Origin of the sequence: Pseudomonas sp. NEEL19 (genome assembly GCF_028751975.1) — a bacterium.
Lineage (GTDB): Bacteria > Pseudomonadota > Gammaproteobacteria > Pseudomonadales > Pseudomonadaceae > Aquipseudomonas > Aquipseudomonas juntendi.
Genome location: NZ_CP081491.1, coordinates 2,571,337 through 2,587,841, shown reverse-complemented (window position 1 = coordinate 2,587,841; position 16,505 = coordinate 2,571,337). Strand labels below are relative to the sequence as shown.

Sequence of the window (16,505 nt, the reverse complement as noted above, 5' to 3'; positions counted from 1 at the left end):
TGGATCGTGACCGGGCGGTCTGACATGGAGAGTGGGGACAATTCGAGCCTGCGCGGTGCATGGCACCGCCCTGGGCTGATGGCAGGAAGGGTGAAGCAGCCCTGCGCGATGCAAGGCTGCGTTCATGGCAAGCGCCGGTCAGAGGCGCCGGCGCTTGCCCAGGCCAGGGATGGTGGTTTGTGGCACCACCACGGCAAGCTGCTCGCGCTGGGTGCTGGCCGCCAGCCCCGCCAATGTCGGCTGGCTGAACAAGGTTCTGGCGTCCACATGCAACCCGGCCTGGCGCATGCGCGCCACCAGGCTGACCGCCAGCAGCGAATGCCCGCCCAACTCGAAGAAGTTGTCGTCGCGGCCCACCTGTTCGATCTTCAGCACCTCGGTCCAGATCGCGGCCAGCGCTGTTTCCAGTTCGCCCTGCGGGGCCTGGTATTCACGGCTGATCACGGCCTCGGCATCCGGCGCCGGCAGCGCGCTGCGGTCCACTTTGCCATTGCGGCTCAGTGGCAACGCCGCCAGGCGCACGAAGGCCTGCGGCACCATGTATTCGGGCATGCGCGCCAGCAGGTGGCTGCGCAGCGCCTCCAGCGCCGGCGCCGGCTGGCCATCGTTGCAGGTGAAGTACGCCACCAGGCGCTCTTCTCGCATCAGGACCACCGCCTGCCCCACCGCCGGGTAGGCGGCCAGCAACGCTTCGATTTCCCCCAGTTCAACGCGCAAACCCCGCAACTTGACCTGGAAGTCGTTGCGCCCCACGAAGTCCAGTTCGCCGTCGGCGCGGTAGCGCACCAGGTCGCCAGTACGGTACAGGCGGTCGCCTTCGACGAACGGGCTGGCAATGAAACGCTCGGCCTGCAAATGCGGCAAACCCAGGTAACCGCGCGCTACGCCGACACCGCCGATGTGCAACTGGCCCACCGCGCCCAGGGGCACCGGGCGGTCGTGCGCGTCCAGCACATACAGCCGGGTGTTGCTGATTGGCCGACCAATCGGCGGCGCCTGCGTGGGCAGGGGTTGCTGCGCTTGCAAGGTCCACGCGGTGCTGTCCACCGTCGCCTCGGTGGGGCCGTAGACATTGTGCAGGCGCACGCCGGGCAAGCGTTGCCGCACACTGTGCACCAGCGCCAGGGTCAGCTCGCCGCCGCCGCAGAAAATATCGGTCAGGCTGGTGCAGCGCTCCACGCCCGGCTGCTCGAGGAACTGGTGCAGCAGGGCCGGTACGAACTTGACGACGCTGACCTGCCGGGCCTGAATCAGCTGCACCATGTACGCCGGGTCACGGTGGCCGTCCGGCCGCGCCAGGACCAGGCGCAGGCCGGCAGTCAAGGGCCAGAACAGCTCCCACACCGAGCCATCGAATGTGCACGGCGCCCGTTGCAACAGCGCATCCCCAGGGCGCGGCGGGCAGATTTGCGACCCCCAGTGCATCAGGTTGCACAGCCCACGGTGCTCCACCATGACCCCCTTGGGGGTGCCCGTGGACCCCGAGGTGTACATCACATAGGCCAGTTTTGACGGCCCCAGCCCCTCGACCTGCGGGTTATCGGCCGGGTTGGCCTGCCAGCTGTGCGCGTCCAGGTCGAGCCAGCGACAGGCCAGGCCGGCGAACAGGCCCTGGGTAGCGCCGTGCACCAGCACCAGGGTTGGCGTGCAGTCCTGCAACATGAAGCGCAGGCGTTCCTGCGGGTAGCCGGGGTCCAGCGGCACATAGGCACCGCCGGCCTTGAGCACGCCAAGCAAGGCCACCATTAGCGAAATGCCGCGCTCCACGCACACAGCCACCCGGCTGTCCGGGCCGACCCCTTGGGCAATCAACTGGTGCGCCAGGCGGTTGGCCTGGGCATTCAGCGTTTGGTAGTCCAGGCTGTCGTCGCCCGCCTGCAGGGCGATGGCCTGTGGCGTGCGCCGAACCTGGGCCTCGAATAACGCAGGCAGGGTCTGCCAGGTTGGGCTGTGCGGGTCTTCGGTGCGGTTCAAGCCCTGCAACAAACGCTGCAACTCGTTGTGTGGCACTGCACACAGGGCCTGCAGGCCCTCAGTGCTGCCGCGGGCAAGCGCATCGGCCAATTGCTGCAGGGCGTTGAGCACGAAGCCCATGACCCGTTGCGCCCCGATCGCACGCGGCGCACGCACGGCCAGTTGCAGCGTATCTGCCTGCTCATCCACGGTCAGCACCAGCCCGTGGCTCTCGACCTCGCTGGCCTCGACCAGCGCTACACCGGGCAGCACCTGGCCGAACGGGAGGCTGCCCTGGCGGTAATTCACCAGGCTGTCGAACAGTGCGCTGCCTGCGGGCAGGCCGCTGCAACGCTGGGCCAGGATCAGCGGCGCATCTTCATGCGCCAGCAAGGCGGCCAGCCCGGCATGGGTTTCACGCAGCGCCTGGCCGGGTGCACGTTGGGCCAGCGGGACACGCAACGGCAGGCTGTTGATGAACATGCCCATCGCGCTGCCGGCACCGGGGCCGGCCATGCTGCGCCCCAGCAGTACGGTGCCCAGCACCACCTCGTCACGCCCGCCGAGGTGGCCCAGCACCTGTGCCCACGCCAGGTGCAGCAGGCTGGCCAGGCTGGCGCCCTGGTGCCGTGCCTGCTGGCGTAACGCGGCAACCTGTTCGCCGGCCAGGCGATGGTCGCAGCGCTCCAACTGCTGCTCATCGACTGGCGCCCCGCCATAACCGGGGATCGGTGCTTGCGGTTCGATACCGGCCAGTTGCGCGCTGAAGAAGGCAGCGTGACCGGCCTGGCGCTCGGCCTGGGTGCTGGCGGCGACATAGTCGCGGTAAGCCACGGGCGTGGCCAGGCCGTCGCCCTGCCCGGCCATGCAGGCTGCCAGCTCACCCAGCAGCACCTGCAGCGATACCGCATCGTTGACCAGGTGATGGAAGCGCAACAAGCCCAGCCAACGGCCCTGGTCGGTATCCTCGCTGCACACCAGCGCCATCATCGGCGCTCGGCGCAGATCCAGGGGCTGGCGTTGCGGGTCGAAGTGGCTACGCAACTGCGCAGCGGGGCCGTGCCACTGCTCGACCGGCAGGCGCGCCTGGCGCCAGACCACCTGCTGCGGGTGCTCCAGGCCTTCCCAGCACAGGCTGGTGCGCAGAATATCGTGGCGCTCGATCACCTGCTGCAGGGCAGCGGCAAAGGCTCGCAGTTGTGCATGGCTGGCGAAGGCGAACAACGCTTGCTGTTGGTAGGGGTCGCGGGCGTCGGCAACATGGTGGTAAAGCAGCCCCTGCTGCAGAGGGGCCAGTGGGTAGATTTCCTGCACATTGGCGGCCCCACCGGGCACCGTGGCCACGATGCGATCGATGGCAGCCTGGTCCAGTTCGGTGAGTGCCAGCATGCCCGGGGTAATGCGCTGGCAACTTGGCGGTACCTGGTTGCCCGGCAGTACTGGCTGTTCGACCCGAGTCACGCTGGCAGCCAGGCTGGCCAGGGTCGATTGCCCGAACAGCACCTGCACGTCCGCCTGCCAGCCCTGCTGGCGCATGCGTTCGATCAATTGCACGGCCAACAGTGAATGGCCACCGAGTTCGAAGAAGTGGTCCTGGCGCCCTACCCGTTCAACCTGCAGCAACTCGCCCCACAGCTGCGCCAGCTGTTGTTCGACTGCGCCTTGCGGCGCTTCATGTTCGCGGCGCACCTGGCTGTTTTCGTCGGCGTGCGGCAACGCCCGGCGGTCGAGCTTGCCATTGGCGGTCAGCGGCCAGCGCTCAAGGCGCACGAAGGCCCCCGGCAACAAGGCGACCGGCAGCCGTTCACGCAGGTGCTCATGCAACGCCCGCGGCGTCACCGGCAGGTCGGCGATGAACCAGGCTTGCAGTTGGCCATCGCGCAACATGACCACGCTTTCGCGCACGGCCGCATGGCGGGTGAGCGCGGCCTCGATCTCAGCCAATTCAACCCGCACCCCACGGACCTTGACCTGGTCGTCGTTGCGCCCGAGGTACTCCAGCGTGCCGTCGGGTAGCCAACGCACCAGGTCCCCGGTGCGGTACAGGCGGGCGCCCGGCTCGCGGCTGAACGGGTCGGCAACAAAGCGCTCGGCTGTCATCTGCGGGCGGTTCAGGTAGCCACGGGCTACCCCCTGGCCGCCCACATACAGCTCACCCGCGGCACCGGGCGGCAGCAACTGGCGCTGAGCATCGAGCACATAGAGCCGGGTATTGGCCACCGGCCCGCCGATATGCAGCGGCCTGCCCGCCAGTACTTCGCCCGAGGTGGCCACCACCGTGGTTTCGGTGGGGCCGTAGTTGTTGACCACGCGGTAGCGCTGCTCGCGGGCCAGGCGGCGCAGGCGGTCGCCGCCGACCAGCAGGGTGTGCAAGGTGGGGTGCAGCTCGCCCTGGGCAAAGGCATGCTCGGCCACAGGGGTGGGCAGAAAGCTGACGTCCAGCGGCTGCGCGCGCCACCAGGCGAGCAAGGCGTCGATGTCTTCGGCCCCGTCGCGCACCGGTGCCAGGTGCAAGGTCGCGCCGCTGCACAGCGCCGGCCAGATCTCCCAGGCCATGGCATCGAAGCCGAAACCTGCCAGGCTCGATTGCTGCCGCCCAGGGCCGAGGTCGAAGCTGCTGCAGTGCCAGTCGACCAAGTTGGCCAGCATGCGCTGCTCGACCATTACCCCTTTGGGCAAGCCGGTAGAGCCGGAGGTATAGATGACATAGGCAAGGTCTGTGGGCGCTTGTGCGGCGAACTCGAACGCCCCGGCGGGCGCTGCGGCCCAGTCGAAGCGGTCCAGTTCGATCTGCGCCAGGGTGTGGGCCGGCAGCCGATCCACCAGCCGGGACAGGGTCAGCAGCACCTCCGGGGCGCTGTCCTGAAGCAGATAGGCAAGCCGCTCACGGGGGTGCGCAGGGTCTATGGGCACATAGGCAGCGCCGGCCTTGAGCACGGCCAGCAACCCTACCAGGGTATCCAGCCCGCGCTGGGCGATCAGCGCAACCCGGCGTTCGGGCCCAACGCCCAGGCCCGCCAAGTGCTGCGCCAGCAGTTCGGCGCGCCGCTCCAGTTCGCCATAGGTCAGCGCCTGGTCATGGAAGCGCGCCGCCACTGCGGCCGGCCGGGCCTTGGCCTGGGCCTCGATGCGCTGCTGAATCAGGCCCGCCGCCGCCACTGGCATTTGCGTGGCATTCCACCGCTCGAGCGCAGCGTGCTCAGGCGCGGTAAGCAGGTCGAAGTCGCCGGCTGTCGCCTGCGGCTGTTGCAGCCCTTGCTCCAGCACGTGTAGCAGGCGCTGCGCCAGGGCCTGGGCTTCATCGTCGGTAAACCAGGCGCGGTTGTGCACCACGTGCAGCATGGCTGCGTCGCTGTGGCTGTTGCAGCGCAGGTGGACACTCAGTGGCGTGGGTTCGTGGCCGTTGCAGATCATCACCGTATGGCCAGGCGCATCGGTGATTTGCAGTGCGTTGCTGTCGTCCTCGAACGAGACCATCAGTTCGAACAGCTGCGGCCGTTCTTCGCGCAGTGTGCCAAGGCTGCGGTTGAGCTCACTGAGGGCGAAGCGCTGATGGCGAAAATCCTGCTTGAGCGCATCGCGGATGCCCTGCACCAGCGTGGCGAACGAGCACTCGCGGGCAAAACCCAGGCGCAGCGCGCTGACCTGGGTGAACAACCCCAGGGTCGCCTTGAAGCGCGCGTTGCCGCGGTTGCGCACCGGCAGCCCGACCACCCACTCGTCGCGCTGCCAGGTACGCGTCACGCAGACGTGCAAGGCGGCCAGCAGCACGTGCAGCGGCGAGGCTTGCAGGTCGGCAGCGCAGCGGCGCATGCGCGCCAGCAGTTGGCGGTCGAACGGCTGGCGCTGCGCGCCACTGGGCGTGGCGGTTGCCGCGCTCGCGCGTTCGCGCGGGGCCAGCAGGGCATCGGGCAACTGCTGGTACTTGGCCAGCCAGTAGTCGCGATCGCGGGTTTGCCGCGCGGATGCCTGGTACTGGGCGTCGTCCTCGATGAAGGCTGTGTAGGACGCCGCCCCGTGCGGCAGGGGCAGGCCTTGCTGCAACAGGCGGTAATGGTCTGCGAGCTGCTTGAACCACTGGTCCACACCCCAGCCATCGAGGATCAGATGGTGGGCTTGCAGCGCTAGCAGGTAACGCTGTTCGCCAATGCGGATCAAGGTGGCCGCCCATAGCGGGCTGGCGGCATCCAGCTGATAAGGGGTGCGCATTTGCGCCTCGAGCAAGCCTGATGCAGCTGCGAAAGGCTCGCTGGCCTGGCGCAGGTCATGCCGGCCCAGGGTGACCGCCATGTGCGTGGCGAAGTACTGGCGGGCAAGCCCGCCCTGCGTGACCAGCACCGTTCGTAGGCCATCGTGCTCAGCCACCAGGTGCTGCAGCGCCTGCTGCAGCAGCCCGGCATCCACATTCCCTTGCAACTCGACGTACGCCCCGATGTTGTACAGCGGTGAGTCGCCATGGCTGATCTGGTCCAGCCAGATGTCACGCTGGGCGATGGTCAGGGCGAAAGTGTCTGGGGCAGGCATGATTCGGCAGGTCCTTCTGGTTGATCATCCGCGCATTCAAGCACCGCTGCCGACAGCTGTATGGCCTGCCAAACCCGGACAATCGGGGCGCGCGGGCGGCCTGCTGAAAAACGTGTAGGACATTGGCCATAGCCGACCATCCACGATGGCCTACGGCAGCGTCTATGCGCTGCGATCAGGGCGCATTCGCCGTGGTTATGGCGTCAAATACCCGGCAAGTCAGCCTTTGGCACACGCGCCACGTGGTGCGGCCGCCACCCAAGGCAGTCATTTGGTGGCATTTTCTGTCCCGGTTTTCCATTACAGACGCCAGCCTGCCAGCGGGCTTGAATACGCCCACCCTACCCCACCCTACTTTCACCCTGGAGCACTGGCCCGCCAAACCACCTGCTGCAATACCCTGAACCAAGGACGACAAGGAAATGATGCTGACCGACAGCCGCGACTACCGCCCCGACCCACAGCTTTACCTGCAATTGGGGGAATTGATCGCCAGCACCGGCGCCGCAGGCTTTGCAGACCAGATGTTGGGCCTGGTGGCAGCACAGGTGCCTGTCCACCGGCTCGAACTCAGCGAATGGACGCTTGACCCGCAGCGGGCGAATGTCAGCCATATCAAGCTGCTGGGCAGTGCTGGGCTGCAACCCGCCGCCGCTGGCGAAAACCAGCACCAACCGCTGCTGCAGCGCATCATGCAGATGAAGGACCCACTGCTGATCGAGTTCAAGGCCCCGCCTGGCGCCTTGCACCCGCGCCAGAGTGCCCATCAGTGCCACCTGGTGTCGTGCAATGGCCGCAAGCGCTGGGTGATCAGCTTTCATCGCCTGCCGTGCCAGCGCGCCTTCGCCCTGGGTGAATTGTCCCAGCTCAAGTGCTTGTCCGACACCCTGCTGCCCTTGGTCGAGCACCACGGTCAACTGCTTGAACAGGGCGCCACGCGCGCTGCAGGGGCCGGCCTGGGCGAGCTTGAAGCAGGTTCGCTGCGCCAGGCGTTCGGTGAACGGCTGGTGCACGAGGCCGTGCGCCTGTCGACCCGTGAACAGGAGGTATGCCTGGGGCTGCTTACTGGCGGTACCGTGCCAGAGATGGCCCAGCGGTTGAATGTGAAGAACAGCTCGGTGGAAACCTACCTCAAGCGTGCCACGGCCAAACTAGGGGTCAGCGGCCGCCACGGCCTGGCGAAATGGATGGCCGGTGCCTGACTGCGAGAACCTGCAATGCCCCGACATGTGTTGACCTTGTTTGCCGCGCTGTTGTGCGGCTGTTCACTTGCCCCTGCTTACCAACGCCCCGCCCCTGCGGTACCCGCGCAGTTTCCGCAAGGGCCCGCCTATACCGCCGATACGCCACCGCCGGTCGAAGCCGGGCAGCAGGTATTCCGCGACCCGGTGCTGCGCCAGTTGATCGAGGCCGCCCTGGCCAACAACCGCGACCTGCGCACCGCCGCACTCAACGTCGCGGCTGCGCAGGCACAATACCGCGTGCAGCGCGCCGAACGGCTACCCCAGGTGGCGGCTGATGGCCACGGCCAGCGTCAGTACCTGCCCAGGGGCATGACCGGTACCGGTAAAGGCATGATCAGTTCCAGCTACGCGGCCACGCTGGGGCTGAGCGCCTACGAAATCGACCTGTTCGGCCGGGTGCGCAGCCTCAGCGACCAGGCATTGCTGAACTACCTGGCCAGTGACCAGGCACGGCGCAGTAGCCGCCTGAGCCTGGTGGCGAGCGTTGCCAGTGTGTACCTGACCTGGCAGGCCGACCAGGCGCTGCTGACCCTGGCCAACGAAACCCTGGCCACTGACCAGCGCAGCCTGCGCCTGGCCCGTAACCAGCGCCGGGCGGGCACGCTGTCGGCACTGGATGAGGTGCAGGCGCGCACCCGCGTGGACAGCACCCGGGCGGCAGTGGCGCGTTACCGGCGGCTGGTCGCGCAAGACCTCAACCAGCTGACGCTGCTGGTGGGTGCCCCGGTTGCTGCGAAGGGGGTCGCACAGCCCCTGGCGGCCGAGCAGATTGCCAGGCTGCCGGCCGGTTTACCGTCTGACTTGCTGCAGCGACGCCCCGACATACGCCAGGCCGAGTACCAGTTGCGCGCCGCCAACGCCAATATCGGTGCTGCGCGGGCGGCGTTCTTTCCCAGCATCAGCCTCACCGCCAATGCCGGCAGCACCAGCCCCCAGCTCAGTGGCCTGTTCGATGCAGTTTCGGGGACCTGGCTGTTCCAACCGCAAATCAACCTGCCGATCTTTACCGCAGGCAGCCTGCGCGCCAGCCTAGATTACGCGCGCCTGCAGAAGGATATTCAGGTGGCGCAGTACCAGCGAGCCGTCCAGCGCGCATTCCAGGAAGTTGCCGATGGCCTGGCCGCGCGGGCGACCTACCAGCGCCAACTGCAGGCACAACGCGACCTGGTCGCGGCCAGCCAACGCTATTACGACCTGGCCGAGCACCGTTACCGCATTGGGGTGGACAGCAGCCTCACCTTCCTGGACGCGCAGCGCGCGTTGTTCAGTGCCCAGCAAGGGCTGATCAACGACCGCCTGGCGCAGTTGCTGGCAGAGGTGAACCTGTTTGCGGCACTGGGTGGCGGGTGGAATGACCAGGATTGAACGCCGGCCCAGGCGTGCAGCGCATCTGGCACACGCGTGCGATTTAAAATTAATGCATTTGATAATGATTCGTAGTAATTTCGCGGCGCAAATTTCTCCCAGCGCCCTACTTCAGGATCGTCCAGTCGATGCGTCGCACGTTCGTTTCGCTTTGTGTGCTTCATGCTGTCTCCCCAATGGCCCTCGCCGAGCCCGAACCGCTCAGCGACCCGGCCCAGATCGAACTTCAGGCCCTGAGCATCACTGGCACAGCCGACAGCGAACGGGCTGATGGCCCAGTGCTCGGCTACAAGGCCAACCGTTCCGCCAGTGCCACCCGCACCGACACCGCGCTGCACGAAACACCGCAGTCGGTCAGCGTGGTGCCCAAGGCGGTGCTGCAAGACACCGGTGCCACGCGCCTGCAAGACGGCCTGGACTATGCCGGTGGCGTCGGCCGGGCCAACAACTTCGGTGGCCAGGGCCTTACCACCTTCACCGTGCGCGGCTTTACCACCGGCGAGTTCTACCGTAACGGTTTCCCGATCAACCGTGGTTACCCCAACGCACCAGACGCCAATACCGTCGAGCGGCTGGAGGTGATCCGCGGCCCGGCCAGCAGCCTGTACGGCCGTGGCGACCCCGGCGGCACCTTCAACGTGGTCAGCAAGCAGCCGCTATCAGAACCCAAGGTCACCCTGGGCAGCCAGTTCGACGACCAGGGCATGCACCGCGCTACCCTCGACGCCGCCGGCCCGCTGAACCAGGACGGCTCGCTGGCCTACCGCCTGAACCTGCTTGGCGAGGGCGGCGACAGTTTCCGTGATGATGTGCAAAGCGAGCGTTATGACGTGGCGCCAGTGCTCAGCTGGCAGGTCAACGACACGACCAAGGTCGTGTTCGAAGGCGACTTCATGCGCAACAACCACCCGCTGGACCGCGGCCTGACCCGCTACGCCACCCAGCGTGGCAGCGCTTCGCGTGACACCTATATCTGGGAAAAAGGCAGCGATAACCTGCTGCACAACGACAACAATATGGCGCAGGTACGTTTCGAGCACCTGCTCAATGACAACTGGACGCTGGCGGGCGGGTTCCAGTTCCTCGATGGCTCGCTCAAGGGCAATGCGGTCGAAGCCAACGGCGCGCCGCTGGATGGGCGAACGCTGGAGCGTAACTTCAACTACCGCAAGCTGGAGTGGACCGATCGCGACTGGCAGCTGAACCTGACCGGCTACTTCGACACCGGCGGCTTCAGCCACACCTTGCTGACGGGGGTGGAGTACGAGAACTACGACTACAACTCGATCATCCAGCGGTCCTCTGCGGTGGCGGGCACCTACCCCATCGACATCTACGACCCGGTGCTTGGCCAGCCACGGCCGGCGCTGACCCGCACCACGACCTGGGACAAGGAAAACCTGCAGACCTGGGCCTTCTTCATCCAGGACCAGGTGGCCCTGACCGAGCGATTGAAGGCTTTGGCAGGGGTACGCTTCGAGCGCTTCGAGCATGACTACGACAACAAGCTGGACAATGCCGGTGATTTCAGCAAAGGCGAAAACGGTGCTACGCCCCGGATTGGCCTGGTCTATGACCTCACCGACACGGTCGCCGTCTACGCCAACACCGCGCGCTCTTTCAAACCCAACACGGGAACCCCGGCCAGCGGCGGGGGCTTCGACCCGGAAAAGGGCAAGTCCTACGAACTGGGCGTGAAATGGGAAGCGCTCGACCGCCAGCTGAGTGTCGACGCAGCGGTCTACCACATCGTCAAGGAAAACGTGTTGACCCGCGACCCGGTGGACCCGAACTACAGCGTGGCGGCCGGCGAAGTGCGCAGCCGGGGCCTGGATATCAACGTTGCTGGCAATGTCACCCCCGAGTGGCGCGTCATTGGCGGCTACGCCTATGTGGATGCCGAAGTGACCAAGGACAACCGCCTGCCAACCGGCACGCGACTGGCCAATATCCCGCGCAACAGTTTCAGCCTGCTCAACACCTATGAGTTCCAGGACGGTGTCGCCAAGGGGCTTGGCTTGGGGCTTGGGGTGAAATACGTGGATGACCGCAACGGCCAGACCGAGGCCACCACGTACACCATGGAGCAATACACGGTGGTTGATCTGCTGACCTTCTACCAGGTCAACGACCATATACGCCTGAACCTGGATGTGAAGAACCTGTTCAACAAGGCGTATGACGAAGGCGCATTCAACCTGTATGCCTACCCGGGTGCGCCGCGTACGGTACAGGCTGGCGTCGCGTACACCTTCTGAACGGCTGGGGCTGCATAAGCAGCCCTACCTGTCAGAAACCTTTGCTGTAGAACAGCGAATACGACTCGATGCCGTCGTTGGGCTGCTTGATCCCGGCGTTGGAATAATGGATCGCACGCAGCCCGACCTTCTGCTCTCCTGGCAGTTTCAGGCCAAGGCCGATACGGTCCTCGAAGTTGAACGACGAACCTAGGCGCTGGTCGCCCACATCGGTCTTGGAGAACGCGGCCAGGCCGATGCCCGCTTCGATGTACGGGGTGTAGGTGAAACCGCTGAATTCATAGGTGAATACCGGGCTGAACGACAGCGAATGGGCGCCACTGGCGTCGCCGCCCTCCCAGTAGGTGTAGCCGGCGTCCCAGTAACCGCTGACATAGCCGATGTCGCTTTGCAGCCACTTCTTGTCCCAGTCGAACGACATACCAATGCGGTAGGTCATGTCGCCCTGGCTGGTAACGCCCACGGCGCCGGACACCTGCGCGGCCTGGGCCGTGCCAGCGCCGGCAAGTGCCAGCACGGCAACGGCCAGCGATGCTGCGAGACGGGTTTTCATCTACGACTCTCCTGATGGTCTACACGGCAAGCGGGGGCTATAGCCCCTCGATTAAGCGGTGACCGGTTCATCCCGACCGGTCACACGAGGTAATACTTTTCTGATTATTGTCCAGATAATCCGAAAGTTGGAAGTAAATTGCCATTATTGCTCATACACCGTTGCGGTGTGAGGCGCTACCACACCGCGAGCGCCGTACAGACGTGCGGACTAGACGTAGATTAGTAGTTGTAAATCATTGGTTTGCGTTCTTTTCTTCAAGCAGTTTCACGAACATGCTCAAGCTGCGTGATACCGTGCCACGTCGCCACACCAGCCAGGTTTTCAGGTAGCGGAAGTCTTCCGACATGGGCCAGGCACTGACCGTGCTGCAGCCCGGCATGTTGTCGAGCATGCTGCGCGGCAGCATGGCGAGGCCGGCCCCGGCGCTGACGCAGGCGAGCATGCCGTGGTACGACTCCATTTCATGGATCTTGCCGGGAACCGCCTGGTCCTGGACGAACCAGTTTTCGAAGTGATGCCGGTACGAACAGTTGGCCCGGAACGCGTAGATGTTTTCACCGTTGACGTCCTGGGCGCGGGTCACCGGGGCATGATTGAGCGGTGCGATGACCATCATCTCTTCCTCGAACACCGGGATGCCCTCCAGCGTGGGGTGCAACACCGGGCCATCGACGAACGCAGCCACCAGGCGGCCAGACAACACCCCCTCGAGCATGGTCCCTGAAGGGCCGGTGGACAGGTCCAGGTCCACCTTGGGGTAGCGCTGGTTGTAGGCCGCCAGCAAGGCCGGGATGCGCACGGCTGCGGTGCTTTCCAGCGAGCCCAGGGCGAAGGTGCCCTGCGGGTCTTCACCGGCCACGGTCAGGCGGGCCTCGTGCACCAGGTCGAGAATGCGCCGGGTGTATTCCAGGAAGTTCCAACCCGCGGGTGACAGGCGCAAGCGGCTTTTCTCGCGGATGAACAGTTCCACACCCAGGTCCTCTTCCAACTGCTTGATGCGCGTGGTCAGGTTGGAAGGCACCCGATGGATATGCTGCGCGGCAGCGCTGATGCTGCCCTGCTCTGCCACGGCCTTGAAGATCTCCAGTTGCACCAGGTCCACAGCCTTTCTCCAAACGTGAATGTTTCGCTCATTATTATTCAGTTTTCATTAAAGCCATAGCCCACTAGTCTGGCTCCACTGTTCAATAACGACGAGAGTGCCCTGCCATGAGTGCGATCAGCAGCCTGACCCACGCCATCTCCCTCGACCCGTACACCGGCGAGCAGATCGGCGCCTACCCGTTCGACACCGACGCCGCACTGGAAGCGGCGCTGCAGCGTGCCAAGGCCGGCTACCGCCAGTGGCGCCAAGTGTCGCTGGGTCAGCGCAGCGAGTACCTGCTCGCCTTGGCCAGCACCCTTGAAGCCAAGGCCGAGGCCTTCGCGCAGATGATCAGCCGTGAAATCGGCAAGCCCATCGCCCAGGCCCGCGGCGAAGTCGCCAAGTGCGTTGGCCTGTGCCGCTGGTATGCCGAGCACGGCCCCGCGATGCTGGCCGCCGAGCCTACCCAGGTCGAAAAGGCCCGCATCGAATACCGCCCGCTGGGCCCTATCCTGGCGGTGATGCCTTGGAACTTCCCGGTCTGGCAGGTACTGCGCGGCGCCGTGCCGGCGATCCTGGCCGGCAATACCTACGTGCTCAAGCACGCGCCGAACGTAATGGGCAGCGCCTACCTGCTGGGCGAACTGTTCAAGGATGCCGGCCTGCCGCAAGGCGTTTTCGAAGTGCTGAACGTGACCCCGGAGGGCGTCACCCGCGCCATCAACGACCCGCGCATTGCCGCGGTGACCCTGACCGGTAGCGTGCGTGCCGGCATGGCGATCGGTGCCCAGGCCGGTGCCGCACTGAAAAAATGCGTGCTCGAACTCGGCGGTTCCGACCCGTTCATCGTACTGGCTGACGCCGACCTGGACGCCGCCGTCCAGGCAGCCGTCATCGGTCGCTACCAGAACACCGGCCAGGTCTGCGCAGCGGCCAAGCGCATGATCGTGGAAGCAAGCATTGCCGACGCGTTCACCCGCAAGTTCGTGGAGGCAACCCGGCAGCTGAACATGGGCAACCCGCTGCAGGACGACACCTACATCGGCCCCATGGCCCGCTACGACCTGCGCGACGAGCTGGATGGCCAGGTACAGGCGACGCTGGCCGAGGGTGCCACCCTGCTGCTGGGCGGCCACAAGGTCGAAGGCGTTGCCAACTTCTATGCCCCGACCGTGTTCGCCAATGTGACCCCGGACATGACAGCATTCAAGCAAGAGCTGTTCGGCCCGGTGGCGGCGATCATCACGGCCCGTGACGCCGAGCATGCCGTGGAGCTGGCCAACGACAGCGAATTCGGCCTGGCGGCGACCATCTACACCGCCGACTATGCGCTGGCCGAGCGCATGACTGCCGCGTTGGATACCGGTGGCGTGTTCATCAATGGTTACTGCGCATCCGACCCCCGCGTGGCGTTCGGCGGCGTGAAGAAAAGCGGCTTCGGGCGCGAGCTGTCGCACTTTGGTGTGCGGGAGTTCACCAATGCCCAGACCGTGTGGCTGGACCGGAACTGAGCCCAGTCAGGCAGGGGCTGCGTTGCAGCCCCTGCCAACCTCAATCGCGCACCTGGTCCTTGACCCAGTCCAGCATCCCCCCCGGCACGATCAGCTCATGCCGCGCCCGCGAACAGGCGGTGTACAAGCCTGCCAGCAGGCGCGCCCGTTCATTGCGGTTACCGGCCACCTGCGGCGTGACCATCAGCTCGGGCGACACCATCACCCGGGCAAACTCCATGTTCTTCACATCCCTTACCCGCCCGAGGAACAGCTTTGGCGCCTTGGTCCAGCGGTAACGGCTCTTGGCCTGGGCAAAGTGCTGCGGGGTGTAGCCCTTGCGCAGCAGGTTGGCCACCGCGACGAATGCCTTGTCCTCACCCTTGTCCTGCTCCAGCGCCTGCCAGCTGGCATAGCGGAACAGCATCGGGTGACGAGGCCGGGTGCCATGGCGGTACAGCTCGATGCAATCCTCCACGAACAGTTCGAAGTCCTTGCGCGCGCTTTGCAGCAGCACGAACGGCACGCCTTGGTGCGTCAGGCGCTGGAACCAGCCAAACAGCCCCCACTCGTCATCGACGATCAAAGCGGTGGGCTGTTCCGGCACCGTGACCGCATCGAAGAAGCTGACCCGGGTGTAGTGCTCGGCGCTCCCACTGAAGGCCGCCTGGATCGATGCCGGGTGCGCCTGTATCAGCGGGTTGAGCACGTTGTCCATCGCCGGCCCTGCGCGTAGCGAGTGGTCGATGCAGCGCTGGCGGATGAAGCTGCCATGGTGCGCACTGAGGCCGTTCAGGTTCTGCAGTTCGTCACCGAGGGCGATGACCGCTTGCGGGCTGCGGTCAAGTACGGCAAGCATCGGTGCCGACAACTCGTGCGCCTCGTCGACGATGACGTGGGTGTAGCCGCTGTCAATCACCAGGCCGGTCAGCGCCAGCAGCTTGACCCGGTGGTAGTCACGTACCGGCAACTGGATTTCCCGCGCTGACGGGCGAGTCAGCTCCTGCCAGTACAGCCGTGCCTTTTCCAGCAACACTTCCTGGTCCAGTGGCGATGTGCCCGGCCCGGCCCAGGGCACATGGTGCAACTGCACCTGCGCGTCGGCACTGTGGCAAAACGCCCGCACCGCGCGGATGCACAAGGCAACCACATCGCGCGCGGCAAGCGGGCCAATGTCGGGTATGGCCAGCCAGCGCACCACCTGCGCCTCTTGCGGGCGCCACGAGCGCTTGGTGCGGTAAGGGTCGCGCAGGCGCCAGCCGTTGCTGGTCAGGTCGCGGTTCAACAGCTCGTCGGCCAACTGACCGAAGGTCAGCGCGGTGTAGGCTGCGGCATCCTTGACCCGCGCCTGCAGCGCACGCAACTGGCCCTCGGTCAAGGCCAGCAACAAGGTGCGCTGCGGCTCCAGCAACCGGGCGAACTGGTGGATCAGAAAGGTCTTGCCGGTACCGGCAAAGCCCTGCACGGCGACCGATTCGTCGATACCCCCCAGAAATTCACGCAACAGCCGGTTCTGCTGGTCGCTGAGCATCAGGTCGCTGGCCAGCGCCGGCAGGTGCACGGGGTGCAGCGGCGTGGCGCGCTGGCGATAGCGGTCGGCGAACTGGAAATTCCACTGCCCCTCGTCGTCCTGCAGTTCATCTGCGCTGTACGCCACTTCGCCACTGAGTAGCGCAATGCCGTTTTCGCCCAGCATGCCCAGGCCCATGGCGAAGGCTTCACGGTCGAAGTGCTGCGCCACCTGCCCCTGGAACCGCCCAGGCGCGGCACGTTCAACGTCGTTGGCGATCCGCACGATCTCGGCAAACCGGCGTTCCTGAGCATCGGCCGAGGCAGTCGCCGGTTGGCGAGGCAGGTTTTGCACGAACAACACCGCAGCGGCCTGGAGCAGGCTGGCGCTGCTGAAGAAGTCGGTAGGGGGAACACTGGCGAGGCTGTCAGCCTGGTCGCTGGGCAAAGGCAGGTAGAACATCGGCACCTCGGGTCGAAACAGGCTGGCACGATAGCAATTTTCGGCGCCGGCTGCTGCAC

General features: G+C 65.6%; 8 protein-coding genes. 4 read left to right on the top strand and 4 right to left on the bottom strand.

All coding sequences use genetic code 11. The features are described 5' to 3' along the window. Nucleotides 1-138: 138 nt before the first annotated feature. Nucleotides 139-6,477: a non-ribosomal peptide synthetase gene (locus K4A76_RS11565; protein WP_274412221.1), complete on the bottom strand. Its 6,339-nt coding sequence runs from the start codon at nucleotides 6,475-6,477 to the stop codon at nucleotides 139-141. Nucleotides 6,478-6,899: 422 nt separating this feature from the next. Between K4A76_RS11565 and K4A76_RS11560 the strand changes: the two genes are divergently transcribed. The 3 genes from K4A76_RS11560 (at nucleotide 6,900) to K4A76_RS11550 (ending at nucleotide 11,344) form a co-directional block, all read left to right on the top strand. Beyond that, on the top strand, nucleotides 6,900-7,679 hold the full coding sequence (locus K4A76_RS11560) for a helix-turn-helix transcriptional regulator (protein ID WP_236185341.1): 780 nt from the start codon (nucleotides 6,900-6,902) through the stop codon (nucleotides 7,677-7,679). A gap of 15 nt (nucleotides 7,680-7,694) precedes the next feature. Beyond that, complete coding sequence (locus K4A76_RS11555) at nucleotides 7,695-9,086, top strand: efflux transporter outer membrane subunit (RefSeq protein ID WP_274412220.1); 1,392 nt, start codon at nucleotides 7,695-7,697, stop codon at nucleotides 9,084-9,086. A 128-nt stretch (nucleotides 9,087-9,214) separates the two neighbouring features. Beyond that, entirely contained in the window at nucleotides 9,215-11,344 is a 2,130-nt protein-coding gene (locus K4A76_RS11550; RefSeq protein WP_236185345.1) for a TonB-dependent siderophore receptor, read from the top strand. Nucleotides 11,345-11,375: 31 nt separating this feature from the next. On the opposite strand, the gene K4A76_RS11545 is transcribed toward K4A76_RS11550, so the two are convergent. Then, a complete protein-coding gene (locus K4A76_RS11545) occupies nucleotides 11,376-11,897 on the bottom strand; it encodes an acyloxyacyl hydrolase (RefSeq protein WP_054912899.1) in 522 nt (173 codons plus the stop codon). Nucleotides 11,898-12,132: 235 nt separating this feature from the next. After that, nucleotides 12,133-13,002 (bottom strand): putrescine utilization regulator PtrR, encoded by an 870-nt coding sequence (gene ptrR, locus K4A76_RS11540; protein ID WP_029885443.1) that lies wholly within the window; start codon nucleotides 13,000-13,002, stop codon nucleotides 12,133-12,135. Nucleotides 13,003-13,109: 107 nt separating this feature from the next. Between ptrR and K4A76_RS11535 the strand changes: the two genes are divergently transcribed. Then, a complete protein-coding gene (locus K4A76_RS11535; protein WP_054904725.1) occupies nucleotides 13,110-14,495 on the top strand; it encodes an aldehyde dehydrogenase family protein in 1,386 nt (461 codons plus the stop codon). Between the two features lie 40 nt (nucleotides 14,496-14,535). Here K4A76_RS11535 and K4A76_RS11530 read toward each other — a convergent pair whose 3' ends face one another. Beyond that, on the bottom strand, nucleotides 14,536-16,446 hold the full coding sequence (locus tag K4A76_RS11530; RefSeq protein ID WP_274412219.1) for an AAA family ATPase: 1,911 nt from the start codon (nucleotides 16,444-16,446) through the stop codon (nucleotides 14,536-14,538). Between the last annotated feature and the right edge of the window lie 59 nt (nucleotides 16,447-16,505).

Coding starts and splice junctions, on each gene's coding strand:
- K4A76_RS11535 (WP_054904725.1), top strand. CDS start 13,110: ATGAGTGCGATCAGCAGCCTGACCCACGCCATCTCCCTCGACCCGTAC.
- K4A76_RS11545 (WP_054912899.1), bottom strand. CDS start 11,897: ATGAAAACCCGTCTCGCAGCATCGCTGGCCGTTGCCGTGCTGGCACTT.
- K4A76_RS11550 (WP_236185345.1), top strand. CDS start 9,215: ATGCGTCGCACGTTCGTTTCGCTTTGTGTGCTTCATGCTGTCTCCCCA.
- K4A76_RS11555 (WP_274412220.1), top strand. CDS start 7,695: ATGCCCCGACATGTGTTGACCTTGTTTGCCGCGCTGTTGTGCGGCTGT.
- K4A76_RS11565 (WP_274412221.1), bottom strand. CDS start 6,477: ATGCCTGCCCCAGACACTTTCGCCCTGACCATCGCCCAGCGTGACATC.
- K4A76_RS11530 (WP_274412219.1), bottom strand. CDS start 16,446: ATGTTCTACCTGCCTTTGCCCAGCGACCAGGCTGACAGCCTCGCCAGT.
- K4A76_RS11560 (WP_236185341.1), top strand. CDS start 6,900: ATGATGCTGACCGACAGCCGCGACTACCGCCCCGACCCACAGCTTTAC.